19 protein-coding genes and 2 other RNA genes are annotated in these 23,175 nt (G+C 63.8%); 10 read left to right on the top strand and 11 right to left on the bottom strand.

Annotated elements, in window-relative coordinates; all coding sequences use genetic code 11:
• Nucleotides 1–95 precede the first annotated feature (95 nt).
• The 3 genes from atpD to ACCQ09_RS18655 all read left to right on the top strand — a co-directional run bounded on the left by atpD (nt 96) and on the right by ACCQ09_RS18655 (nt 2,845).
• Entirely contained in the window at nt 96–1,502 is a 1,407-nt protein-coding gene (gene atpD / locus ACCQ09_RS18665) for a F0F1 ATP synthase subunit beta (protein ID WP_012439316.1), read from the top strand.
• Nucleotides 1,503–1,668: 166 nt separating this feature from the next.
• The gene (locus tag ACCQ09_RS18660; RefSeq protein ID WP_011035802.1) at nt 1,669–2,091 is read left to right on the top strand and encodes a F0F1 ATP synthase subunit epsilon; all 423 of its coding nucleotides are present in this window, start codon (nt 1,669–1,671) and stop codon (nt 2,089–2,091) included.
• A gap of 184 nt (nt 2,092–2,275) precedes the next feature.
• Entirely contained in the window at nt 2,276–2,845 is a 570-nt protein-coding gene (locus ACCQ09_RS18655; protein WP_040942392.1) for a chorismate mutase, read from the top strand.
• A 459-nt stretch (nt 2,846–3,304) separates the two neighbouring features.
• Here the strand turns inward: ACCQ09_RS18655 and ACCQ09_RS18650 are convergent, their stop codons facing one another.
• Nucleotides 3,305–3,688, bottom strand: coding sequence for a GtrA family protein (locus tag ACCQ09_RS18650; protein ID WP_040941853.1), 384 nt, complete (start codon nt 3,686–3,688; stop codon nt 3,305–3,307).
• 147 nt (nt 3,689–3,835) lie between these two features.
• On the opposite strand from ACCQ09_RS18650, the gene glmU reads away from it, so the two are divergent.
• The 3 genes from glmU to ACCQ09_RS18635 all read left to right on the top strand — a co-directional run bounded on the left by glmU (nt 3,836) and on the right by ACCQ09_RS18635 (nt 6,518).
• A complete protein-coding gene (gene glmU / locus ACCQ09_RS18645; protein ID WP_040941852.1) occupies nt 3,836–5,200 on the top strand; it encodes a bifunctional UDP-N-acetylglucosamine diphosphorylase/glucosamine-1-phosphate N-acetyltransferase GlmU in 1,365 nt (454 codons plus the stop codon).
• 96 nt (nt 5,201–5,296) lie between these two features.
• The gene (locus ACCQ09_RS18640) at nt 5,297–6,268 is read left to right on the top strand and encodes a right-handed parallel beta-helix repeat-containing protein (RefSeq protein WP_228428428.1); all 972 of its coding nucleotides are present in this window, start codon (nt 5,297–5,299) and stop codon (nt 6,266–6,268) included.
• 175 nt (nt 6,269–6,443) lie between these two features.
• A non-coding RNA gene (locus ACCQ09_RS18635) (sX9 sRNA) lies at nt 6,444–6,518 on the top strand.
• Between the two features lie 4 nt (nt 6,519–6,522).
• Here ACCQ09_RS18635 and ACCQ09_RS18630 read toward each other — a convergent pair.
• The 7 genes from ACCQ09_RS18630 to ACCQ09_RS18600 form a co-directional block, all read right to left on the bottom strand.
• Entirely contained in the window at nt 6,523–7,875 is a 1,353-nt protein-coding gene (locus tag ACCQ09_RS18630; protein ID WP_115003859.1) for a sensor histidine kinase, read from the bottom strand.
• 4 nt (nt 7,876–7,879) lie between these two features.
• On the bottom strand, nt 7,880–9,223 hold the full coding sequence (locus tag ACCQ09_RS18625; protein ID WP_050911727.1) for a sigma-54-dependent transcriptional regulator: 1,344 nt from the start codon (nt 9,221–9,223) through the stop codon (nt 7,880–7,882).
• Between the two features lie 181 nt (nt 9,224–9,404).
• Nucleotides 9,405–9,875: a PDZ domain-containing protein gene (locus ACCQ09_RS18620; RefSeq protein WP_012439309.1), complete on the bottom strand. Its 471-nt coding sequence runs from the start codon at nt 9,873–9,875 to the stop codon at nt 9,405–9,407.
• A gap of 119 nt (nt 9,876–9,994) precedes the next feature.
• Nucleotides 9,995–11,215 (bottom strand): ABC transporter permease, encoded by a 1,221-nt coding sequence (locus tag ACCQ09_RS18615; protein ID WP_116670399.1) that lies wholly within the window; start codon nt 11,213–11,215, stop codon nt 9,995–9,997.
• A 54-nt stretch (nt 11,216–11,269) separates the two neighbouring features.
• A complete protein-coding gene (locus ACCQ09_RS18610) occupies nt 11,270–12,571 on the bottom strand; it encodes an ABC transporter permease (RefSeq protein WP_014506519.1) in 1,302 nt (433 codons plus the stop codon).
• 10 nt (nt 12,572–12,581) lie between these two features.
• A complete protein-coding gene (locus ACCQ09_RS18605) occupies nt 12,582–13,301 on the bottom strand; it encodes an ABC transporter ATP-binding protein (protein ID WP_050911724.1) in 720 nt (239 codons plus the stop codon).
• A 40-nt stretch (nt 13,302–13,341) separates the two neighbouring features.
• Nucleotides 13,342–14,613 (bottom strand): efflux RND transporter periplasmic adaptor subunit, encoded by a 1,272-nt coding sequence (locus ACCQ09_RS18600; protein WP_228428429.1) that lies wholly within the window; start codon nt 14,611–14,613, stop codon nt 13,342–13,344.
• Nucleotides 14,614–14,816: 203 nt separating this feature from the next.
• Between ACCQ09_RS18600 and glmS the strand changes: the two genes are divergently transcribed.
• The 4 genes from glmS (at nt 14,817) to ACCQ09_RS18580 (ending at nt 19,127) form a co-directional block, all read left to right on the top strand.
• Nucleotides 14,817–16,646 (top strand): glutamine--fructose-6-phosphate transaminase (isomerizing), encoded by a 1,830-nt coding sequence (gene glmS / locus ACCQ09_RS18595; protein ID WP_228428430.1) that lies wholly within the window; start codon nt 14,817–14,819, stop codon nt 16,644–16,646.
• A 334-nt stretch (nt 16,647–16,980) separates the two neighbouring features.
• Nucleotides 16,981–17,454: a hypothetical protein gene (locus ACCQ09_RS18590; protein ID WP_016945130.1), complete on the top strand. Its 474-nt coding sequence runs from the start codon at nt 16,981–16,983 to the stop codon at nt 17,452–17,454.
• Nucleotides 17,455–17,685: 231 nt separating this feature from the next.
• Complete coding sequence (locus tag ACCQ09_RS18585; protein WP_228428431.1) at nt 17,686–18,840, top strand: hypothetical protein; 1,155 nt, start codon at nt 17,686–17,688, stop codon at nt 18,838–18,840.
• Between the two features lie 212 nt (nt 18,841–19,052).
• Nucleotides 19,053–19,127: non-coding RNA, sX9 sRNA (locus tag ACCQ09_RS18580), on the top strand.
• 72 nt (nt 19,128–19,199) lie between these two features.
• Here ACCQ09_RS18580 and ACCQ09_RS18575 read toward each other — a convergent pair.
• The 3 genes from ACCQ09_RS18575 to gloA all read right to left on the bottom strand — a co-directional run bounded on the left by ACCQ09_RS18575 (nt 19,200) and on the right by gloA (nt 22,803).
• Nucleotides 19,200–21,071, bottom strand: coding sequence for an XVIPCD domain-containing protein (locus tag ACCQ09_RS18575; protein ID WP_228427827.1), 1,872 nt, complete (start codon nt 21,069–21,071; stop codon nt 19,200–19,202).
• Between the two features lie 106 nt (nt 21,072–21,177).
• On the bottom strand, nt 21,178–21,936 hold the full coding sequence (locus ACCQ09_RS18570; protein WP_228427828.1) for a hypothetical protein: 759 nt from the start codon (nt 21,934–21,936) through the stop codon (nt 21,178–21,180).
• A gap of 342 nt (nt 21,937–22,278) precedes the next feature.
• Nucleotides 22,279–22,803, bottom strand: a complete 525-nt coding sequence (gene gloA, locus ACCQ09_RS18565; protein WP_014506527.1) for a lactoylglutathione lyase — start codon at nt 22,801–22,803, stop codon at nt 22,279–22,281.
• Nucleotides 22,804–23,175: the final 372 nt, after the last annotated feature.

The raw sequence follows: 23,175 nt of genomic DNA, 5'->3' as shown, positions 1-23,175 counted from the left end.
ATGGTCGAGGCAGTGGCACTTGATCTTCCCAATCCCGAATCCCGTTTCCCCATTCCCGACACCAGAATCGAACAGACATTAGTGGAGTTATCCAAATGAGTCAGGGCAAGATCGTTCAGATCATCGGCGCGGTCGTCGACGTCGAATTCCAGCGCAATGAAGTGCCGAAGGTCTATCACGCGCTGAAGGTCGAAGGCACCGCCATCACCCTGGAAGTGCAGCAGCAGCTCGGCGACGGCGTCGTGCGCACGATTGCGCTCGGCTCCACCGACGGATTGAAGCGCAACCTGCTGGCCACCAACACCGAGCGTGCGATTTCGGTGCCGGTTGGCGCCGGGACGCTGGGCCGCATCATGGACGTGCTGGGTCGTCCGATCGACGAAGCCGGCGACGTGCAGGCCTCGGACCATTGGGAAATCCACCGCGCTGCGCCGTCGTACGAAGACCAGTCGTCCAGCACCGAACTGCTGGAAACCGGCATCAAGGTGATCGACCTCATGTGCCCGTTCGCCAAGGGCGGCAAGGTCGGCCTGTTCGGCGGCGCCGGCGTCGGCAAGACCGTCAACATGATGGAACTCATCAACAACATCGCCAAGGCGCACTCGGGCCTGTCCGTGTTCGCCGGCGTGGGTGAACGTACCCGTGAGGGCAACGACTTCTACCATGAGATGAAGGACTCCAACGTCCTGGACAAGGTGGCGATGGTGTACGGCCAGATGAACGAGCCGCCGGGCAACCGTCTGCGCGTTGCATTGACCGGCCTGACCATGGCCGAGTACTTCCGCGATGAGAAGGACGCCAGCGGCAAGGGCAAGGACGTGCTGTTGTTCGTGGACAACATTTACCGCTACACGCTGGCCGGTACCGAAGTGTCCGCGCTGCTCGGCCGCATGCCGTCGGCCGTGGGTTACCAGCCCACCCTGGCCGAGGAAATGGGCGTGCTGCAGGAGCGCATCACCTCGACCAAGAGCGGTTCGATCACCTCGATCCAGGCCGTGTACGTGCCCGCGGACGACCTGACCGACCCGTCGCCGGCGACCACCTTCGCCCACTTGGACTCGACCGTCACGCTGAGCCGTAACATCGCCTCGCTGGGTATCTACCCGGCCGTGGATCCGCTGGACTCCACCAGCCGCCAGATGGACCCGCTGGTGATCGGCCACGAGCATTACGACACCGCCCAGCGCGTCCAGCAGACCTTGCAGAAGTACAAGGAACTGAAGGACATCATCGCGATCCTGGGCATGGACGAGCTGAGCGAAGAAGACAAGCAGTCGGTGTCGCGCGCCCGCAAGATCGAACGCTTCTTCAGCCAGCCGTTCCACGTGGCCGAAGTGTTCACCGGCTCGCCGGGCAAGTACGTCTCGCTGAAGGACACGATCCGCGGCTTCAAGGCGATCTGCGACGGCGAATACGACCACCTGCCGGAACAGGCGTTCTACATGGTCGGCAGCATCGAAGAAGCGGTCGAGAAGGCCAACAAGATGAGCGCCAAGGCCTGATGCGATCCCAGCCGCTGCGCGGCTGGAATCGGGAATCGGGAATCGGGAATCGTAAAGGCGGGGCATCGGTGAATCGGAATTGAGAGGAATGGAAAAGCGTGCAGCATGCCGCTCTTCCGATTCCCCACTCCCGATTCCCGATTCCCGCCTCACACAGTGAGGCACCATGAGCACTATCCGTTGCGACATCGTCAGCGCCGAGCAGGAGATCTTCCGCGGTGAGGCGACCCTGGTCGTGGCGACCGGGGAACTGGGCGAGCTGGGCATCGCGCCCAAGCACGCGCCGCTGATCACCCGTCTCAAGCCAGGCAAGGTGGTGGTGACTACCGCCAGCGGCGAGCAGCTGGACTTTGCGATCTCCGGCGGCATCCTCGAGGTGCAGCCGCAGGTGGTGACCGTGCTGGTCGACACTGCCATTCGTGCGCAGGACATCGACGAAGCGGCTGTGCGCAAGGCCAAGGAAGAAGCCGAGCGTCTGCTCGCCAACCGTGGCGATACGGTGGACGTGGAACAGGCGCAGCGTCAGCTGGCCGAAGCCACGGTGCAGTTGCAGGCACTGGAGCGGCTGCGTCGCACGCTCAAGCATTGAGTTGCGAGACACAGCGTCAGACGACAAACGCCGGCCTTGTGCCGGCGTTTTCGTTTTTGGCGATGTGCCTGCGGTGGTCGGCATCGTTGGACACAACCAGGCGGCACACTGCCGGCCCGGGTCGCACTGCTGCCGGAGATGCTGCGATAGCGCGATGCCCTTCACCTTCAACGAGGAAACCCCCATGACCCGTCTGACTGATGGCCTACGTGGTTGCGCGCTGACCGGCGCGCTTGCCGTGGCGTTGCTGGGCTGTGCGTTGCCTGCGCGCAGCCAGCCACCGCTCGCACCGTTGCTGGACAAGATCGTCGAGCGCAACGCGCTTGGCGACGCAGTGGCATTGAGTAAATGGGATAGCGGCAAGCCAGTGCTGGATCAGGCACGCGAAGCGGCAGTGCTGCAGAACGTGCGCGACCAGGCGCCGGCGCATGGGCTGGACCCCGACGATGCAGCGCGGTTCTTCGGCGCGCAGATCGAGGCCAACAAATCGGTGCAGTACGCGCTGCTGAACCGATGGCATGAGCGCGGCCGTGCGCCGGACACCGCGCGGCCAGACCTGCCGACCTTGCGTGTGCGGCTGGATGCGTTGCAAGGCGAACTGCTCGATGCCCTGGCCGAAGCCGTCGCTGCACGCGCCGCGCCCAACTGCCCGGCCAGCACGGCGCGGGCGGCGGCGCACTATTCCGCGCAATGGCAACTGGATGCGGTACACCGCGCCGCGCTGGTTCGCGGTCTGGGCGATTTCTGCCGCTGATCTGGCTGATGGGTGTGGTGTGCGATTGTTTGTGTGATCTCACGCCCATGACTGATGCGGTGAACGCGCCGTTGCTGCGCGTCGCTTAAAGTGCACGAGAGCGGTTGAACGCAATGGCTAATCGTCAGGTGGTTGCGGACGGCGCGGAGCAACCGGCGTGTGCGGGGTACATGAAGATTTCGAGTACCGGCCGCGCCCGCATGGCAGCTGCAGAGTCGTGTTGTTGGCTGCTCTTAATCGGCCGGGTCATCAAACCGCGTGCAAGCGAGACGTCACTAAGGCGCCGTTCCCTCAAGTGAGCTGCCACTACGGCGCCGTCCCCTTAAGAGGGGGACGCTCCAATCAAGCGACGTACGCCGCAGTCAGGCCGGTCGATCTGTTTCGCATGCCAGCCGTGCCGGCGCTTCTGCATGGCGTCGCGGAGTAGCACCATGATCGCGTAGTCCGCGCCTGCAGCGATCAGCGATACACCACGTGCCGGCCAACGAAGAACGACACGATCGCAAGCCCGCCTTCCACCAGCGGCTTGGCCAGCCAGGCCTGGCGCAGGCCGACCAGATCCACGGTGGCCGAGAGTAGCCAGGTGCTGATCACCGTCAACGCCAGCCACATCACCGCAAAGCGCGCGAAGCGCTGCCAGCCCAGCCGTGCATCGCCCTGCTGGGCGAAGGTGAAGCGTCCGTTGAGCCAGAACCCCAGCGTGGCGCCACTGATGCGCCCGAGCAGATTGGCGGGCACTGCCGGCATGCCGGCGGCCGTGCACGCAATGAAAATGCTGCAGTCCACGGCCAATTGCAGGGCGCCGATCATCGCGAACTGGCCGCCTTGGCGGAACAGGCTCATGTGCTGGGGAGGTCGAGAGGGGCGCCCATCCTAACGGCAGCGGCGCTTAAAAATCTGTCATCGGTGCCTGTTGCAGCCGCGATGGTCACGACGCGCGCGGCAGCCAGCGACTAGAATTCAAGCCATCTTTTGCGATGGAACCCTGCAATGACCCTGCCTCTGCACGTCGTGATCCTGGCCGCTGGCGAGGGCAAGCGCATGCGCTCGGCGCTGCCCAAGGTGCTGCAGCCGCTGGCCGGCCAGCCGATGCTGGCGCATGTGATCGCCACCGCGCGGGAATTGCAGCCGGCGGCCATCCACGTGGTGCATGGACATGGTGGTGCGCAGGTGCAGGCTGCATTCGCCGGCCAGCCGGATCTGCAGTGGGCCGAACAGCGCCAGCAGCTGGGCACCGGGCATGCGGTGCAGCAGGCGCTGCATGCAGTGCCGGACGCAGCGACCGTGCTGGTGCTGTACGGCGATGTGCCGCTGATCCGCAGCGAGAGCCTGCGTGAGCTGCTGCACGCGCCGGGCCGCATCGCGGTGCTGGTGGCGGACCTTGCCAACCCCACCGGCTACGGGCGCATCGTGCGTAACCCGGAAGGCAAGGTTGCGGCAATCGTCGAGCAGAAGGACGCCGATGACGAGCAGCGCCGCATCCGCACCATCAACACCGGCATTCTCACCGCCGAATCCACCGCCTTGCGGCGTTGGTTGGGTGGGCTGTCCAACGACAACGCGCAGGGCGAGTTCTATCTCACCGACGTGTTCGCCAGCGCCGCGGCCGACTACACGCCTGCCGACATGGTGCAGGTAGCCGACCCGCAGGACGTGGAGGGCGCAAACGACCCGTGGCAGCTTGCCCAGCTGGAGCGGGCCTGGCAGCTACGCGCCGCCCGTGCGCTGTGCCTGCAGGGCGTGCGCATGGCCGACCCGGCGCGCGTGGAGCAGCGCGGCCGCGTGCAGGTGGGACACGATGTGCAGCTTGATATCGACGTGATCCTCGAAGGCGAGGTGACCCTGGGCGATGGCGTGGTGATCGGCCCGTTCGTGCGTCTGCGCGATGTGCAGCTGGCCGCCGGCACCCAGGTGCGTGCGCACTGCGACCTGGAGGGCGTGGTGACCGAAGGCGCGGTGCAGATCGGGCCGTTTGCGAGGTTGCGCCCGGGCACCGTGCTCGCCGATGGCGTGCATATCGGCAACTTCGTCGAAACCAAGAAGGTGGTAATGGGCGCCGGCAGCAAGGCCAATCATCTGACCTACCTGGGGGATGCGGTGATCGGCAGCAAGGTCAACATCGGCGCCGGCACCATCACCTGCAACTACGACGGGGTGAACAAGTCGCAGACCACGATCGGCGACGGCGCCTTTGTCGGTTCCAATAGTGCGTTGGTGGCGCCGATCGAGATCGGCACAGGGGCCACGATTGGCGCCGGCTCGGTGATCACCCGCGATGCGCCACCCCACCAGCTCAGTGTGGCGCGGCCACGTCAGACCGTGATTGAAGGCTGGGAGCGGCCCAAGAAGAAATAAGTGCCTGTGTTCCAGCGAAAGTGGGCTGTGCGTTTGCGGCACGACACAGGTGCTGCGGACGCGATACATCACGCCGAAAAGCTCAGGAGCTGCTGCATGCGCATGCGACCCTCCATTGCGTGGTTGATGGTGTGGCTGGCAATTGCGGGTGTCGCGCCACATGCAGCAGCCGCACCGGTCTACCGGCTGTATCTCGCCCCTAACGGCGATGACATGGCGGCCGGCACCAGCGCCGCCACCGCGTTGCGCAGTCTCGCTGCCGTACAACAGCGATTGATCGCGCAGCGGCCGGCTACGGCGGTAGATGTGATCATCGCTGCGGGAACCTATGAGCGGCAGTCGGTGCAATGGCACGTCATCACCGGCGCGCCGCTGCGCTTCATCGCCGCACCCGACAGCGCGACGTCACCGGTGTTCGACGGGCGCGGTGCGGCGACCTGGTTCACCTTGCGAGGCGGCAAGGACGCGCCGACCCGTGTGACATTCGCCGGCCTGACCATCCGCAATTACTGGATGGCGCTGGATCTGGGCAGCAGCAAGCGCAGCGCCGATGGCAACAGCGACAACGTGATCCGCGATATGCGCTTCGAACGGATTGGCGGCGTGTACGGCAGCAGTCCTGAAGCGGCCTACGCGTTTGCGGCGATCCGGCTGCAGAACTCGCGCAACAACCGGATCGAGCACAATCACTTCAGTGCCGTGGAGAATGCTGCCCAGACGGCAGGCTATGTCCATGCGCTGTATCTGGCGCGCAGGTCTTCGGGCAATCGCATCGAGGGCAACAGCTTTACCGACATCAGCGGAGATGCGATTCGCACCCGCGACCGCTCGGATGCCACGCTGGTGCAGGGCAACCGCTTCATCAGGGCCGGCAAGTACGCGGCGTTCTCCGACTGGTTCAAAACCGATGGCGAATGCCCATCGCAGGGCGGGCAGTTCATTGGCAATACCGTCGGGCAGGGATATCAGGGGCCGGTTGCCCCAACGCGCACTACTGGCGCCGATGATGCCTGCGGGCCGTTGCAGCGGCCGCGCATCGAAGCGCGGGCAACGCTGCGCGATGATTGAACGCGCTGCGACGTTGATTGCAGGGGATGATCCAGCGGTGCGCGAGTGCACCACGTGCAACTGCCGGCTGCTCGCGCAACCCCTCAACACGGCATGCAGTGGCCTTGGCGCTTAGAGCAGCTATCAAAACTACTGCGCAGCCGTCAGGCGGGCGCGGCCGGTGCTCGGAATCCTCATGTACGCCGGTACACTCCGGTTCCTCCGCGCCGTCCGCATCCACCTGACGACTGCTCGCTACGTTTTGTTAGCCGCTCTTAGCTGCCCGGTTCCAGCGGCAACAACAACGTCACGCACAGGCCGCCGTGCTCGCGGTTGTGCAGTGAAATACGGCCACCATGCGCTTCGGCAATTTCGCGCGTCAGCGCCAGGCCCAGGCCGGTGCCGTTGCGCTTGGTCGAATAGAACGGCATCAGTGCGTTGTGCAACACCGCCTCGTTCATGCCATTGCCGCGGTCCAGCACTTCGATGCGTAGCCACTGCGGCAAGCGGGTGACGCGCACCGCCACCTCGCTGTTGGGCGGCTGCGCCTCACTGCAGGCCTCGTGTGCGTTCTTCAGCAGGTTGAGCAGCGCCTGTTCGATCTGTGCGGCATCGATGCGGCTGGAGACATCGACAGGCGTGCCCTCCAGCTGGAACGGAATCTGCTGCCGCAGGCGCTCCAGAAACGGCGCCCATTCGATGGTCTGCAACTGCGGCTGCGGCAGTTTGGCAAAGCGCGCATAGCCGCGAATGAAGCCTTCCAGGTGGCGCGCGCGTTCTTCGATGGTCTCGAACACCGTGCCCAGCCGATCGGTGCGCTCACGGCGCAGCAGCTCGGCGCCGGAGTGCGCCAGCGAGGCGATCGGCGCGAGCGAGTTGTTCAATTCGTGGCTGATCACCCGGATCACCTTCTTCCAGGTCTGCACTTCCTGGCGCCGCAGTTCGGTGGTGAGGGTGCGGATCAGCAGCAGTTCGTGGCCGCGACCGTTCAAATGGAAGGCGCGGCGCGACAGGTGATAGATCTGCTCGTCGTCTTCATCGTCGCCGTCTTCGCGTACCGCGAACAGACAGTCGCCACCACGTGCCAGCGCGTCGCGTAGTTCGTTGGGCATGCGCTCCAGCACGTCGTCCAGATGCTGCCCCTCGAGCTTGCGGCCGCCATGCAGCAGCTTGCGCGCCGCGTTGTTGGAAAACCCGATGCGGCGCAGGCCATCGCCGCCGGGCACCACCAGCAACATGGCCACCGGCGTGTTCTGCAACATGGTGTCCAGCATCAGTTCGCGCTGCACCAGATCGCGCCGCTGCGCACGCAAGACCTCGCCCAGTTCGGCATGCGCCTGTACCAACTGCGCCAGCTCGTCGTTGCCGCGCCAGTACACACCGAAGTTGTATTCGCCATCGCGGTAACTGCTGGTGGTGCCGGCCAGGGCGCGGAACAGCGAGCGCATCGGTGCGGTGGCGCGCTGCAGGCTCCACCACATCGTCAGCAGCACCACCACGGCCGACACGGCGGCCACTTGCCAGCCACGGTCCAGCCAGTAGGCAATGGCCCACGGCAAGGCCGCAGCCAGCACCAGCACCGGGAGCAGGCGCAGAAACAGCGAGAAGGTGAAGGAGCGCGACAGCATCGGCCTAGTCCTGGCTGATGCCGTAACGGTCCATGCGCCGGTACAGCGCCTGCCGGCTCAGGCCCAGATCGGCCGCAGCCTGCGCGATCACCCCTTGTGCGCGGGCCAAGGCCTGTTCGATGCGTGCGCGATCCGGCTCGCCGCCGGGCAGCGGGGCTGGACGTGTTGCGGCACTGCGCGGCAGGTTGAGATCGGTGGCCTCGATGCGCACGCCCTGCGCCAGCAACGTCGCGCGTTGCAGCACATTACGCAACTCGCGCACGTTGCCCGGCCAGCTGTGGCGCTGCAGTGCATCGCGCGCTTGCGGCGAAAGCAGGGTCTCGCCCGCCAGGAAGTGCTCGGCCAGCGGTGCGATATCGCCCGGCCGTTCGGCCAGTGCGGGCAAGGCGATTTCGACGGTGTTGAGGCGGTAATACAGGTCTTCGCGAAAGCTGCCATCGCGGATCATCGCCGGCAGGTCGGCGTTGGTTGCGCTGATGACGCGCACCTTGGCGTGACGCTCGCGATTGGAGCCCAGGCGCTCATAGCGGCCGGTTTCCAGCACGCGTAGCAACTTCATCTGCCCGGCCAGCGGCAGGTTGCCGATTTCGTCCAGGAACAGCGTGCCGCCGTCGGCAGCTTCGAACTTGCCCTCGCGTGCCTTGTTGGCACCGGTGTAGGCACCGGCCTCGGCGCCGAACAGTTCGGCTTCGATCAACTCGCCCGGCAGCGCGCCGCAGTTCAGCGCGACGAATGGCCCGCGCTTCACCGCTGAATTGGCCTGGATGATCTCGGCGATCTTTTCCTTGCCGCTGCCGTTGGGCCCGGTGATCAGCACCGGCAAATCCGATCGCGCGACCTGGCAGGCCAGCGCGATTGCGCGTTCGCTGGCGGGGTCGGCAAACACCGCGCCGCGCAGATCGTAGCGCTCGGCCAGCTGTTCGCGGCCACGGCGTTCCCGGTTGCGACGGCGCTCCAGCTCGCGGCGGGTTTCGGACAATTCCAGCAGGTTGTTGACCGTGGTCAGCAGCTTGGTGTCGTCCCAGGGCTTGGCGATGTAGTCGGCCGCGCCGGCCTTGACCAGGCCGACCGCACTGCCCAGGTGCGTCCAGGCGGTGAGCAGGATCACCGGCAGGTCGGGGTGGCGCTGGCGGATCTGTGCAAACAGCGCTTCGCCCTCCTCACCGGAGGTGGTATCGGCGGTGAAGTTCATGTCCTGGATGACCAGGTCGAATTGCTGCTCTTCCAGCAAGTCCAGCCCTGCCTGCGGGGCATGCGCATGCCGCGACTCGATGTCATGCAGCGAGAACAGGACCTCCAGCGCCATGGCGACCGCGCTGTTGTCATCGATGATCAGGATCTGCGGCATCGCGGTCTCTTGGAGGTAAGTGGCGCGCGTCAATGATCGCAGCATACGGCGCCAGCCGGCCTTGCCGCATGCCATTGGCGGCATGTCGGCTGCTGGCCGCAGGGCAGAGCATCCTGCGTGATGCGTGCGCCGCCAGAGAATCGGTGGAATGTCTCGCGTGCGACCAAGACGGGCGACTGAACTACCTTACGGGTCGTGGTGGCGATGGGGGCGGCGGTGGCGCGGGCGGCAGCAACGGGGCATACAGTGACGCGGCCCAGTGCAGCGTCAGCGGCGCCTGCGCACGTACCACCTCCACGGTCACCGGTGTGCCTGCTGCGGCGCGCAAGGCGCGCAGTAGATCCGCCACGCTAGCGATGCCCTGGCCATTGGCCGAACGCAGACGGTCGCCCTTGCGCAGTTGCAGCGGCAGCGTGTTGCTGGCATCGGCGACCAGCAGGCCAGCGGCGGCGCTGGTCAGGACCAGCGTCTGTGCGTTGTGTTGCCAGCGCAGTTGGTGATTATCGACGCGCAACACCTGATGACCGTATCGGTCGCCAGCAGTCTGCGTGGCGGCCCGCATCGGCGTGCCGCTGCCGGCATGCAGCGCACCTGCCGCGGTCCCTATTGCGAGCGCGCTGACTGCGATAACGGAACAGGCGAGAGGGCGCATGGGGATCCTATCCATCGAATTGAGTAATGCAGTCGCCGTGGTCTGTGGCTAGAACGCCTGCAGCGACGGGTTCCGGCCACACCTGCGGATCTGCTTGAGGCAACGGCCCATGCAATGCCTCAGGCGCTGCGCGTGGCGACGGCCGGAGGTACCGCAGCCGCGCGGCGTGCCGGCCAGAACACCGCGATCTGGCCAAGTGCCCACAAGGTCACTGCCCCGATCGGCAAATAGACCAACGGCAGGCGTGGCAGCTCGTAGCGGGCCATCAGCCACAGATTGATCGAGTACGCCATGAGCATGCCAAGCACGATGCCGATCGAGGCGAGCAGGAAATTCTCGACCTGGAAATAGCGCAGGATCTGGCTGCGCGTCGCACCCAGTGCGCGGCGGATGCCGATCTGCTTGGTCCGTTGCTGCACCCAGAAGCTGGCCAGGCCGACGATGCCGAGTGCGGTGACGATCAGTAGCGCGATGCAGACTGCTCCAAGCAGCCAGATCATTGCGCGGTCATTCCGGAAGTAATCGTCGCGGATCTGCGAGTAGGTTTCCTGCTTCAGCACCAAGCGACTATTGTCCACCTTCATCAGCGCTGCCACCGCAGCTTGCAGAATTTCCTGCCGCCTCGATGCATCGGTTACACGGATGATGTACTGGCCGTCGGTGTAAGGAATGCGCAGTGGAAGCAGCATCGAGTACTCGATCTGATCCATCCCATTAGCGGGATTGGGGCGTGCCAATGTCTGCACGATGCCGACGATCCTGAGCGGTGTCTCACCTGCATAGACGGTTTTTCCCAACGCACTGTGATCGGGGAAAAGTTTGTCGGCTGTGTCTTGCGTGGCAATCATCGCGATGCCTCTCGTCCCTGCGACTTCCTGTGCGGTTTCTTCGGGCATGTACTCGTCTGACGTGAAGTCGCGTCCGGAGGTGAGCTGGAGTCCTAGCGTGCTGACAGCACCTTCACTGACCATGTATTGCGCCGCGTTGAGCGTTGAGCGTTCTTGGTCGGGCGTCAGCGCCAGGCTGCTGTTCCAGGAGTAGTTAACGAATGGGATCTGATTGGTCATGATGACGCTGCGCACCCCCGGGATCGCCCGTAGTGCCGCTAGGTCCTCGCGTGTACGCACCTCGGCGTTGACCTGTGTGCCGATCCCACCTAGATGGATGCTGATCAGTTCCGATTCGGCAATACCGCTGGGACGGTCTAATTTTTCAATGCGGTTGCCGATCAGGAACAGGGCATTGCAGATAATGGCGCAGGCCAGCGCAATCTCTAGCACGATGAGTGCCGAGGCGGTCTTGTGGCGGCGCAATGTGGAAATGATGGGGCGGATGTCCATGGACGTTAACCTTCAATGAGATGCCGTGCCCGTCGCGTGCGACAGGCGTGGTGGTCAGGACGATTTGAGCTGCAGCGCCGGTGCGACCTGGATGGCGCGCCAGGACGGCAAGAGCCCCGCCAGCAGACTGGCAATCAGCGCCAGCATGAAGGTCATGAGCAACATCTTCAGGTCCAGATGTGCCAGTGCGGCGTATTCGACAGGTTGCTGACGTACTGCCCACAAGCCTAGCCATGCTAGTCCCAGCCCAGCGATACCTCCGGTCAGGCCGATTGTCCCTGCCTCTACCAAACACTGCGCGAAGATGGCGCCGCGTGACGCACCCAGGGCGCGACGGACGCCAATCTCTCCGCTACGACGCAGGAATTTAGCCAGTAGCAGGCCCACGGTATTGAGCAGGCAGACCAGCAGGAAACCCAGCGCCAGCCACAGCTGCAGGCGCACATCGCTGGGGACCACCTGTTTATAGTCGAGCCAGGCCATCACATTGCGGAGGCGGACGTTGTTTGGACGCTCGAAACGCCCGGCAGCACGTTGCTGGTCGGAATAATTGTTGAGGTACGCCTTGTAATCGTCTGCCTGTGCCGGGCTTTCCAGTTCCACCCAGTACTGGATCCAGGTGCAGGACGCATTCAGTGCTGTCTGATCCTTGTTGTCACCCTTGCCGAAGCAATTCATGCCGCCATAGTGACTCATCTTCAGGTCGATGGCGGTGGAGAACGGCACGTAGACCTGTTCGTCAGCGCCGTAGCTTTCCGTGAGGTCGTAGAAGCGCGGATTCGGTGTCCACGTGGCAAGCACACCGGCAATGCGGAAGGTGTTCTTGTCCACGCGCAATTCGCGGCCGACGCTGTTGCCCCCATCGAACAGCTTGTCGTTGAGTTTCTTGCTGATCACCGCGACACGTTCGTGGCCCTGGTCGCTGCCGGCGGACCAGCCCTGGCCATACAGGAACGGCGTGGCAAACATGGGGAAAAAATCGGCCGATGTGTAGCGTGCCTCTGTCTTGAATGCCGTCATTCCGCTCTTGGGCGGTTCGATCGCCACACGTCCACCAGTCATCATGGCCTGGTGTTTTGCGCGCTTCTCGCGTAGCAGGGTTTCCGCATCGAAGCGTGTCACCTGGTCATCGGGCTCGTCACCTGGTTGAAAGCTGGCCTTGGGCATCGGATCGACCAAGACATTGAACAAACGATCGCTCTTCTGCGGGATCGGATCGCCCGAGAGCACGTAGAACACCGTCAACGTGGTCATGCTGGCGCCGATGCCCAGCGCGATGGCGAGCACCATCAGTGCGGTGAGCACCTTGTTGCGGCGGAAGCTGCGCACCGCGAGATTGAAGTAATAGCCGAACATGCCGTGCTCCTCAGTCGGCCAGGGTGGATGCGGCGGCAGGCCCACGCATCAGGCTGGGATTGCGTTCCAGATCCGTGGCCTGGCCATCGACGATGTGTACGTTGCGCTGCGCGCGTGCGGCCAGTTCCGGGTCGTGGGTGACCATCACGATGGTGGTGCCCTGGCTGTTGATTTCTTCCAGCAGTTCCATCACTCCGCGTGCCATCTGCGAGTCGAGGTTGCCGGTGGGCTCGTCGGCGAGCAGCAGGCGCGGGCTGCCGGCCAGTGCGCGCGCGATCGCGGCGCGCTGCTGCTGGCCGCCCGACAGTTCGGTGGGGTAATGCTTCAGGCGCGAGCCCAGGCCGACCTTGGTCAGCGCTTCTTCGATGCGCTGCTTGCGCTCGGCGGCGGCCATGCCGCGATAGCGCAGCGGCACATCGACGTTGTCGAACAGGTTGAGGTCGGGAATCAGGTTGAAGCCCTGGAAGATGAAGCCGATCTTCTGGTTGCGCAGGCGCGAGCGCGCGTCGTCGGAGAGATGGCTCACATCCTCGCCGTCGAGCAGGTACTGCCCGCTGGTGAAGGTTTCCAGCAGCCCGGCCAGGTTGAGGAAGGTGGTCTTGCCCGAACCCGATGGCCCGGTGACGGCGACGAATTCGCCTTCGCGCACATGCAGGTCGAGCGAGCGCAGCGCGTGTGTTTCCACCTGTTCGGTGCGGAAGACCTTGGAGACCGATTGCATCTTGAGCATTGCCGAAATCCTTGTGCGAAGAGAAAGAGGAGAGTGCGAGTCAGTGCACGGTGACGCGCGGGGCGTCGCCGAAGTTGTCGGCGCCGGAAACCACCACGCGGTCGCCTGCCTGCAGGCCGGAGAGCACCTGCACTTCGCCCAGGCTGCTGACGCCCAGCTTCACCGGGCGGCGCGCGGCAGTGCTGCCTTCCATCACATAGGCGTAGCTGCCACCGGATTGTTCGACGAAGGGACCGCGCTCGACCTTGAGCACATTGCGCCGCGTGTCGATCACCACCCGCGCGCTCATGCGCTGGCTCTGACGCAGGCCGGGCGGTTGCTTGTCGGTGAAACGGATGCGCGCGGTGACTTCACCATTGACCACTTCCGGCGAGACCGCCGAAATGGCGCCGGCGAAGGGTTCGCCACTGCCGCTGGTGAGCTGGGCCGGCATGCCGATCGCCAACTCACGCGCAAAGCTTTCCGGCACCTTGATCTCGACTTCGAACTTGGACAGATCCACCACGCCGAGGATGGGCGCATTGGCGGCCACCTGGGTGTGCTGCACCGCCTGCACCTGGCCAACCTGGCCATCGAACGGCGACAGCAGCGTGAGCGCATCGACCTGGCGTTGTACTTCGGCCACCACCGCGCGCTGGCGGTCGGCCAGCAGCCGCTTGTTGCGCGAATCCAGGTCCGCGCCCTGGCCCTTCAGGGCGGCATCGCGCTGCGCGTGTTGCAGGTCGATATCGGTCTTCTTCAAGGTGTCCTGTGCCTTAGCCAGTTCCACCTGCGGCACCGCGCCGCCATCGTAGCCGCGCTGGTAACGCTCCAGGTCGCGCACAGCGGCCTGCTTGTCGATCTTGGCCTGGTCGGTGAGCTTGCTGGCGCTGGCCCGGGCGAGCGTGGCATCCAGGGCAGCGCGGCTGGACTCGGCCTCCAGGCCGGCCAGGGTGGCCTGTTCCTGCGCCAGCTTGCTGCGCAGCTCGGGGCTGTCGATGCGCGCGAGTTCCTGGCCCTGCTTGACCACGTCGCCGGCCACCACGCTCAGCGTCACCGTGCCGGCAGAGATGGCGTAAAGCACCGGGCTGTTGGCGGCGATCACGCGGCCGTCGGCGGCGATGTCGCGCACCAGATCGCCCTGGCTCACGGTGGCGATGCGCACGCGGGCGGCGTCGAACGAGCGGCTGCCGGCGCTCCAGGCGGTCACCGCCCATCCGATGCCGGCGAGGACCGCCAGCGCGGCAATGCCCGGCCACAGCCAACGGCGCCATGACGCGGTCTGGGAGGAGGTGCGGAGTACCTGGTCCTGTGCGGAGGTGTCGCGGATCATGATCGGCTTGCTCGGTGGCGTGGATGTCTTGAAGCAGGACGCGTGCCAACCTGTAAGCTATTGATTTATATTTATTTGTTCGGAATTGGCGCAGTGTCCGCAGTGTCCGCGGACACCGGCGCGGACAGCCTGTCCGCTCGAGGTCATGCAGCGGACATCGGCGGACACGCTAAAATGCGCGGCTTCACTCCAGAGGTTGTCCTATGTGCGGCATTGTCGGCGCCATCGCCGGGCGCGACGTGGTTCCGGTCCTCATCGAAGGGCTCAAGCGTCTGGAGTACCGGGGCTATGATTCCTCCGGCATCGCGGTGCTGGACGGCACGCAGGTACGCCGCGTGCGCCGCACTGGCCGGGTGGCGGAAATGGCCCAGGCGGCGCAGGCCGAGCAGTTTGGCGCGACCCTGGGCATCGGCCATACCCGCTGGGCCACCCATGGCGGCGTCACCGAAGCCAATGCGCATCCGCACATCAGTGCCGGCGTGGCGCTGGTGCACAACGGCATCATCGAAAACCACGAGGAACAGCGCGAAAAGCTGCGCGCGCTCGGCTACACCTTCGAGTCGCAGACCGACACCGAAGTCATTGCGCATCTGATCCATCACCATCTGGCCGATGCGGGCGATCTCCTCAGCGCGCTGCAGCGCACGGTGAAGGAACTCACTGGCGCCTACGCGCTGGCGGTGATGAGCCAGGCCGAGCAGGAGCGCTTCGTCTGCGCGCGCATGGGCTGCCCATTGCTGATCGGCGTGGGCGAGGGCGAAAACTTCGTTGCCTCCGATGTCTCGGCGATTGTGCAGGCCACCCGGCAGGTGATTTTTCTCGAAGAGGGCGACACCGCCGAATTGCGCCGCGATGGCGTGCGCGTGTTCGACGCGAGCGACGCGCCGGTGGAGCGCCCGCTGCATATGTCCGATGTCTCGTTGGCCTCGCTGGAGCTGGGCCCGTTCCGCCACTTCATGCAGAAGGAAATCCACGAGCAGCCGCGTGCGCTGGCCGACACCATCGAAGCGGCGATCGATGCCAAGGGCTTCCCCGCATCGTTGTTCGGGCCAAATGCCGATGCGGTGCTGCGCGACATCGAAGGCGTGCAGATCCTGGCCTGCGGCACCAGTTACTACGCCGGCCTTACGGCGCGCTACTGGATCGAAGCGATCGCCGGCTTGCCATGCAGCGTGGAGATTGCCAGCGAATACCGCTACCGCGCCGCCTATGCCAACCCGAAGCATTTGATCGTCACCATCTCGCAGTCCGGCGAAACGTTGGACACGATGGAGGCGCTCAAATACGCCAAGTCGCTCGGGCATCTGCACACCTTGTCGATCTGCAACGTGCCGGAGAGCGCCATCCCGCGCGCCAGCGAGCTGGTCTGCTACACGCGCGCCGGTGCCGAGATCGGCGTCGCTTCGACCAAGGCGTTCACCACCCAGCTGGCAGTGTTGTTCCAGCTGACCATGGTGCTGGGCAAGCTGCAGGGCCGTATCAGCGACAGCGAAGAAGCCGACTACCTGGAGCAGCTGCGTTTTCTGCCAGGTAGCGTGCAGCACGCCTTGAATCTGGAGCCGCAGATCATGGCCTGGGCCGAGCGTTTTTCCCCGAAAGAGAATGCGCTGTTCCTCGGCCGCGGCCTGCATTACCCGATCGCGCTGGAAGGCGCGCTCAAGCTCAAGGAAATCTCCTATATCCACGCCGAAGCCTACCCGGCTGGCGAGTTGAAGCACGGCCCGCTGGCGTTGGTGGATGCCACCATGCCGGTGGTGGTGATCGCGCCGAATGACCGGCTGCTGGAAAAGGTCAAATCCAACATGCAGGAAGTGCGCGCGCGGGGGGGCGAACTGTTCGTGTTCGCCGATCAGGACAGCCATTTCAGCGAGTCCGACGGCGTGCATGTGATCCGCACACCGCGCCACGCCGGCGTGTTGTCGCCGGTGATCCACACCATCCCGGTGCAGTTGCTGGCCTATCACACCGCCCTGGCACGCGGCACCGATGTGGACAAGCCACGGAATCTGGCCAAATCGGTGACGGTGGAATAACGCCGAAATCGCGCACTGCACAATTGCTAGCAGCGTCGTGAGCACGCAGCCCGCTCCTACGCGGCGCCACATTGATGCATGGCTGATGGCTTTTCAAAGAGCGCGCCGCACCGCCGCTAGCAAAGCCATAAGCCGCAGCCATCCCGTAGGAGCGGCCTAGGCCGCGAACGCGTTACCGATAATGCTGATGCTTTCTCGGTCGAGCGTTCGCGGCCAGGGCCGCTCCTACGCGAGGCAGCAGATGACTGATTAGCGCTCGCACAGCCGCTCTGCCAACAGTTTGGCCCGGAATATGCTTTCGTCTCTGCGAGGGTCACACCACGCAGGAGGACACATGCACGAGTCTTTCAAGCAGGGCGCGCCGGCCGAACTGTGGCAGGCGCTGGTACGTGAGGCGGCGCAGCGCATCGCACAGCCGCTGGACGAATGGCGCGAGCACTATCTGGTGTTTGTCTTGCTGCGCTTCCAGCGTGATGCGCACCTGGTGTCGCGCACTCAGGCGCTGGCCTGGCTGCATGCGCAGTCGCAATCGGGCAGCCTGCGTGCGGACGCATTACGCGATGTCGGCGACGGCTGTCTGCTGATTGCCGGCCTGTTTCCCGGCGTGGCGCAGCGGCGGCGCTTGAACGTGGACTACTTCATCGAGCTGGGGCGTGGCGCCTATGCGGAGGTGGCCGACACGCGCTGCAGCGATGCCAGTCTGTTCGCGCAACTGGCCGGCAGCTATCGCGAGCTGGTACGCACACTGGCCGCGTTGCGGTCGCCACGTGCCTGGCAGGAAGGTGCACACGGCATTCTGCACGCCTGATCCATCACGCCCGCCAGGGGACGTCCCGACAGCGGCGTGGGGACGGCCCTGACTGCCAAACGCCCTGCGCCGGCCCACACTATCCCTGCAGACTTGATCCGCCGGGCGACCTAGCGTTGTCTTCAACGGATCAATCCTGTGCCATCGACCGCCGCACAGATGTACGGTGCTGTCTTGCCGCACTGCGTGGGGGCGCGCAGTGCGGCCCTCATTCCCGTGGAAAGGACTCTCATGAACGTGTTGATTGCCGCACTGCTGTGTGCGCTCGCTGGTACCGCCGTGGCGCAGGACATTCCGCCAGGCTATGCCGGTCAGGGCGGGATGACGCTGCAGGACATCGACCCGGCCATCTACGCGTATCACTACGACCATGGATTCACCGGCGAAGATGCCATGGGCTGGGATCCGGCGTTGCAGTTCGCCTGGTCGCGTCTGGCCGCCGCCAAGGTGTGTGCGCAGCAACCGGTCACCGATGCGGTGATCGCCAAGCTGGTCGAGCAGTATGGGCAGTCGGCCGACGTGCATCAGATCAACGGCATCACCTTCCATGAGGCGCAGATGCGCGCCGCCGGCACGTTCTGTACGCCTGCGCGCAGTGCAGATGCCACCGCAGTGGTGCCCGCCTTTGTGGCGGGTGATTTTTCGCAGGCAACCGCCTACGCCGCGGCAGCCACTGCCGGTACGTTGGTTGTAGCTGCGGCAGAAGGCCATACGGCTGGCGCCGCGCTGTCCGATACCGAGATGGCCTTGGCGCCCTCGGCAGACTGGGCCCTGCAACTGCCGTTGCATGCGCAGCTGAGCGTAGGTTCCAACGGCCAACCCAACGGCGACGAGATGTTGCGCGTGGTGCGGCGTGGGCATACCGGCGCACTGGTGGGCGTGCAAATTGCCACCAATCTGTTGACCCTGAAATATGGCGGAGCCGGTGCGTCCATATTCAATAAAAGCCAGCTCAAAGGCGAAAAGATCAAGGACATCGGCAACCCGGGCTATGTTCTGCAGCGCGATGCCGTCAATACGCATCTGAAGCGTTATTTCACCGGGCATCCGGCGGCCATTCCGGTCGAACCGTTTCCGCTGCAGGTCGTGATGTCCGACTGGCTGCTGGTCTATCAGAGCCTGGGCGACGAAAAGTCGCCTTATGAGCTGCGTTATGCCGTGAGCATCGGTGGGGAACGCAGCGGCTTGCTCAAGCGCAAGGCCAGCCCGGTGAACCTGAACTGCCAACCGACCCCGCGCACCGCCTCATTAGAGGAGTGGGAGGCCAACAACTACGCGTTGGTCAAACAGACCGCGCAAGCCTACGCCGACGAGTGCGCAGCCAAGTTTGCCGAACGCCTGCCGCAATGGTTTCCGGACACCGCGACGGTTGCGGCATCGAACTAGCCAACGTAGTAATCGGAATCGTGCGTATCCACCGCAGAACGCGCCATAGGCAGGCTACAGGGCGTGGCTGGCTCGGCGAGCGGTCGCGCGGTTCATCTAGGCGCTTCCACACCACCGACTAGAGCGCAGGGCTTTGTAGTTGCGCCACTTAGAGCAGCTATCAAAACTACTGCGCAGCCGTCAGGCGGACGCGGCCGGTGCTCGGAATCCTCATGTACCCACGTACACTCCGGTTCCTCCGCGCCGTCCGCACCCACCTGACGACTGCTCGCTACGTTTTGTTAGCTGCTCTTAGCAAAATGGGCGTAAGCCTATTCGGCCCACGCCCATTCTGTTTTGCACAATCAAGAACAGAGCTATTAAACAGCCGCGCGTGACTGAGTACGCTGTTGTTCTTGCTGGTCCTGTACCTGCAGAGTTTGCAGGGATTGTGCTTCCTGGCGAACCGCGTTGCTGCTTTGTTCTAATGGGCGCTCTGCAGCGGCTGCCTTATCCGTGTAGATCCGCTGGTGCGCGGGGTCGCTTGGCTGACCCTGTACCGCGAACAGTCCACTGCCGTCCTTGCTCTGCATCACCGCGTCGATGCGCTGAAGGCCGCTGACCTTGGCTTCGAACGCCAATGAGCCAGCCGCATTTTCCAATGCGCGACGGTCGGTGAATGCAGTCGGACCCAACTGTTCCAGCTTGCTCACGGCCTGGTTGTACAACGGATTATCGGGGTTGGTTTTTTCCGACAGCAATGGCGTTTTCTCGGCCTGCTTCAGCGCCTTGAGCGTATCGCCGCCAACGACGCCATCTTCCTGCAGTCCGTGCGCACGCTGAAACGCCTTGACCGCCTCACCTGTTCGCTGGCCGTAGGCGCCGTCGGCGTTGAGCTCATTGCCCTTTGCGTCCTTGTATCCCAACTGCTGCAAGGTCTGTTGCAACTTCAGAACCTCAGCGCCATGCGCCTTCTCGCGCAGCAAGCCGGATGTTTCTGCAGCCGTTTGCGCATGCGCCGGTTTATGCGTGTTGCTGTCGTGAGACTGCTGCTTGCTCTGACTGCGGTCCTGCAGCAACTCGCGCGCCTCGAATAGCGGGTCGCTGGCATAGAGCTTGACGCCCTTGGCGTGCTTGCGTTCAAGATAGGTATCCAGCGAGCTGAGCTCGACGCCTTCACTACCACGCGACTGGCTGATCTTGAGTTCGCCATCCTTGGGGTCGCGCACCACCATGGTGATGTGGTCAATGCCCTTGTAGCGCCCCTTGTCCCAACTCTGGGGGCCATTGTCCTCGCCAATGATCATGCCCTCTTTGAGGTTATGGGCAGTGACGTCTTTGCCTTGGATCAGGACCCCAGAGCGTTGTTCGGCCTTGCGCAGCAGTTCTGATGCACTATCGAAACCAGGGCTGAACTTTTCGTCTTTGGTGAAGATGACCTTGCCGGCGCCCTCGTTGATTTCACCCATGGTCGCGTTCTGCATCTCGACCACCCAGCCAGAACAATCGACCTTGCCTTTGTCCGGATCCTTTGCTCCCAGGCCGTACTTGACGTGGTCGTATTTGTTGGTGAGGTCATAGGCGGCATGGAGCGCGATGCCTTGCGCTGCAGCTTTCTCCGGCTGTGCAGGTGCGGGCTGCGATGGCGCAGCTTGCGACGGCGCCTGCTGCGTGGCCGAAACGGGCTCAATACCTTTTTCAGGGATACGGATACGGTCCATCTTCGTATCCCAGTACTGCACGAACGTCTGTGCCATGTCCTTGTCCGACATGCGCTGGAACGTCGCCGCATCCACGCCCGTCAAAGACTTCAGTTCTTTTTCGCCGACATTGTTGAGGATGTTGGCGCGAGTGCTTTCAAGCCCGAAAGATCCTGTGGCGATCGCAGTCTGAAGAGAGCGGTAACCTGCAGCGCCTTGCTGATGGGCCATGTACATGTCAAGGCCATCAGGCGCCGGTTTGCCTGATAGGTAAGGCCGGCCATCGCGTTCATGCCGGTCAACCAGGCTCGTCCGGTTATCCAGATATAGCCGCGCTGCTGCATCGGTATTGACCACTGCGTCCAACTCACGTCCAGCGATGCCGTATTGCTCGGCGGTCCGAGGAGTGAACTGAAAGAGCCCCTTCGCACCAGCGGCTCCGCGACTGGCCAACTCGTCGAAGTTGCCGCCAGTCTCTACGTGGGCAAAGCGCATGAAGTCGTCAAGCGGAATATTCCGCTCGGTTGCTTCGCGTTCGATGATGTCGAGCACTTGGGCTCGTGAGTAGTTCGTCGGCATCGCTCAAGGTCCTTGATTGAGTGCTGCAGCCACGTGGCTGCAGCGGTACGCCGCCCGAACCAATTCCTTTGGTTCTGTATTAAGGGGCCGGCAAATACGATCTCTGGGCCGCATCGTAGCGGTATTCAACCGTTTCGTCACCCCCGCTCGTCGGCGGGTCAGCCGAAACAGTTACCCGTAGTGCTGGCAGGCCTTGTTGCTGGACAAACGCAAGCGTGCTGCTGTTCTTGACGCAAGGAATCTTCCCAGGCGCATCCTCGCCGCAATTTGCACTGTTGTCCTCCCCGGCCGGGATATTGCCGATATACGTCCAATGCTTGTCGTTGACGTCATCGGTTTCCTTCGGGTTGAACACGAGTGCCTCGTAGGAAAGGATCCGTACGCCCGACTGCAGGCTCCACGTCGGCACGGTCAGGACCAGCCGGCCGTCGTCGGTGACAAGTGTCTGTGGCTTACGTGTCGTGTCGACGGTGTTGCCTTGTTCCATTCCACCGAATTCGCCGATATAGGGCTCTGCGCCAAGAAGCTTCCATGGCGACTTGCTACCCGGCTCGCTGGTGACGAAGGTGGCGTGTGCCAAGGTCACCTTGGTGCCCGGCGCGGGATAGTGGTTCTCGCGCTCTGCACCGAAGAGCTCGGGCGTTTCCCATGCGAAGCCGGTGTAATAACGTGTGCCGCCAAGTTCGAACTGAAAGCCGTACCAGTAATTAATCCAGCTGCCGTTGGCCACCTCGTAGGAAAGGGCGCCGTCGCCATCCACATTGCTGATGAAGTACAGCACGCTGTCCGGACGGGGCGGCTGTAGTTGCTGGGTGGATCCCTGGGTTGCGTCCTGCATGGGAGAAGCATCCTTATCTGAAGGCTTTGTGGCGGTACTGGCTGCGGGGGGAGTCGCCTTTGAAGCCGCGGCATCCGGTGGCGCCGGCTTGCATGCGGCGATCGTTGCTAGCGCGAGGATCAGTGGAATCTTCCTGACGAGCATTGGGGTGCATCCATTGCGGAGGGCGCGGAAAGTCTACTCCAGCCCGGCTGCCTGTCCAGCCACCGAACCATGCCCGGCGCGGCGGCTGGACAGGGCCTTTCCTGCCCCTTGTTTCAACGTCTGCAACCGTGCGGTGTGGCATGTCTGCAACCGATCACTGCCAGCGACAGGACAACCGCCGGCAAAACGCCTGCGCGCTTACGCCAGCGGCGTGTTCGAGATGATCTCCACCCAGTAGCCGTCCGGGTCCTTGATGAAGGCCAGGTGTTTCATGCGGCCGTCTTCCAGGCGTTTTTGATACGGCACGCCGAGGCTGTCGAAGCGCGCGCAGGCGGCGTGGATATCCGGCACCGAGATGCAGATGTGGCCGAAGCCGCGTGGGTCGCTGTTGCCGTCGTGGTAGACCGCACCGTCCTGGGTTTCGGTGCCGTGGTTGTGGGTCAGCTCGAGCACGCCGGGGATGCCGGCCATCCACAGACGGCGTGCGGCGTCATCGTCGGGCACTGCAGTGCCTTCGGGCAGCAGCGCGAGGAAATACAGGCTGAATTTTGCGTCGGGAAAGTCGCGGGCATCGAGCAGGCGGAAGCCGAGTACGCGGGTGTAGAAGTCCAGCGAACGCGGGGCGTCCTTGACGCGCAGCATGGTGTGGTTGAACACGAATCCCTGGGTGTCTGCCGGTGCGGCCGTGGCGCCGGGGACGTGTTGCAGGTCGGTCAAGGGCATGGGGCTCTCCTGAGAAGGATGGGGGGAGGCAGCGGTGCTGCAGTGACTGTCATGGTACCGGGCAGGCAGTGGCGGGGATGTCTGTTTTCACTGCCAGCTGCGCGCTGGATTTTCGGCAGAAGCTAAGGGCATCGGCAGGTAGCGGCCTATTCCACAGTCACGTGCGGCCCAAAGCCGGATCCGAAGTCGAAGCTACACACCCACACTCATACCTACGGGCACAGCCACAGCCAAAACCACAGCAAGCGCATGGCCAAAAGCCAAAGCTAGAGCCAGAGCCAGAGCCAGAGAGCTAGAGACAGAGCCAGAGAGACAGAGCTAGAACCAGAGCCAAAGCCAAAGCCAAAGCCAAAGCCAGAGCCGGAGCCGGAG

Source organism: Xanthomonas sp. NCPPB 2586 (assembly GCF_041475775.2).
In the GTDB taxonomy this organism is placed as follows: domain Bacteria; phylum Pseudomonadota; class Gammaproteobacteria; order Xanthomonadales; family Xanthomonadaceae; genus Xanthomonas; species Xanthomonas campestris.
The sequence above is the reverse complement of the archived record's forward strand: the minus strand, read 5'-3'. Positions and strand labels throughout refer to the sequence as shown.

Bases quoted from the DNA above. Each gene is read 5' to 3' on its own strand.
- ACCQ09_RS18590 (WP_016945130.1), top strand. From the start codon at position 16,981: ATGCACGAGTCTTTCAAGCAGGGCGCGCCGGCCGAACTGTGGCAGGCG.
- ACCQ09_RS18620 (WP_012439309.1), bottom strand. From the start codon at position 9,875: ATGCGCCCTCTCGCCTGTTCCGTTATCGCAGTCAGCGCGCTCGCAATA.
- ACCQ09_RS18655 (WP_040942392.1), top strand. From the start codon at position 2,276: ATGACCCGTCTGACTGATGGCCTACGTGGTTGCGCGCTGACCGGCGCG.
- ACCQ09_RS18605 (WP_050911724.1), bottom strand. From the start codon at position 13,301: ATGCTCAAGATGCAATCGGTCTCCAAGGTCTTCCGCACCGAACAGGTG.
- ACCQ09_RS18615 (WP_116670399.1), bottom strand. From the start codon at position 11,215: ATGGACATCCGCCCCATCATTTCCACATTGCGCCGCCACAAGACCGCC.
- glmU (WP_040941852.1), top strand. From the start codon at position 3,836: ATGACCCTGCCTCTGCACGTCGTGATCCTGGCCGCTGGCGAGGGCAAG.
- ACCQ09_RS18660 (WP_011035802.1), top strand. From the start codon at position 1,669: ATGAGCACTATCCGTTGCGACATCGTCAGCGCCGAGCAGGAGATCTTC.
- ACCQ09_RS18625 (WP_050911727.1), bottom strand. From the start codon at position 9,223: ATGCCGCAGATCCTGATCATCGATGACAACAGCGCGGTCGCCATGGCG.
- atpD (WP_012439316.1), top strand. From the start codon at position 96: ATGAGTCAGGGCAAGATCGTTCAGATCATCGGCGCGGTCGTCGACGTC.
- glmS (WP_228428430.1), top strand. From the start codon at position 14,817: ATGTGCGGCATTGTCGGCGCCATCGCCGGGCGCGACGTGGTTCCGGTC.
- ACCQ09_RS18610 (WP_014506519.1), bottom strand. From the start codon at position 12,571: ATGTTCGGCTATTACTTCAATCTCGCGGTGCGCAGCTTCCGCCGCAAC.
- ACCQ09_RS18650 (WP_040941853.1), bottom strand. From the start codon at position 3,688: ATGAGCCTGTTCCGCCAAGGCGGCCAGTTCGCGATGATCGGCGCCCTG.
- ACCQ09_RS18585 (WP_228428431.1), top strand. From the start codon at position 17,686: ATGAACGTGTTGATTGCCGCACTGCTGTGTGCGCTCGCTGGTACCGCC.
- ACCQ09_RS18570 (WP_228427828.1), bottom strand. From the start codon at position 21,936: ATGCAGGACGCAACCCAGGGATCCACCCAGCAACTACAGCCGCCCCGT.
- ACCQ09_RS18640 (WP_228428428.1), top strand. From the start codon at position 5,297: ATGCGCATGCGACCCTCCATTGCGTGGTTGATGGTGTGGCTGGCAATT.
- gloA (WP_014506527.1), bottom strand. From the start codon at position 22,803: ATGCCCTTGACCGACCTGCAACACGTCCCCGGCGCCACGGCCGCACCG.
- ACCQ09_RS18630 (WP_115003859.1), bottom strand. From the start codon at position 7,875: ATGCTGTCGCGCTCCTTCACCTTCTCGCTGTTTCTGCGCCTGCTCCCG.
- ACCQ09_RS18600 (WP_228428429.1), bottom strand. From the start codon at position 14,613: ATGATCCGCGACACCTCCGCACAGGACCAGGTACTCCGCACCTCCTCC.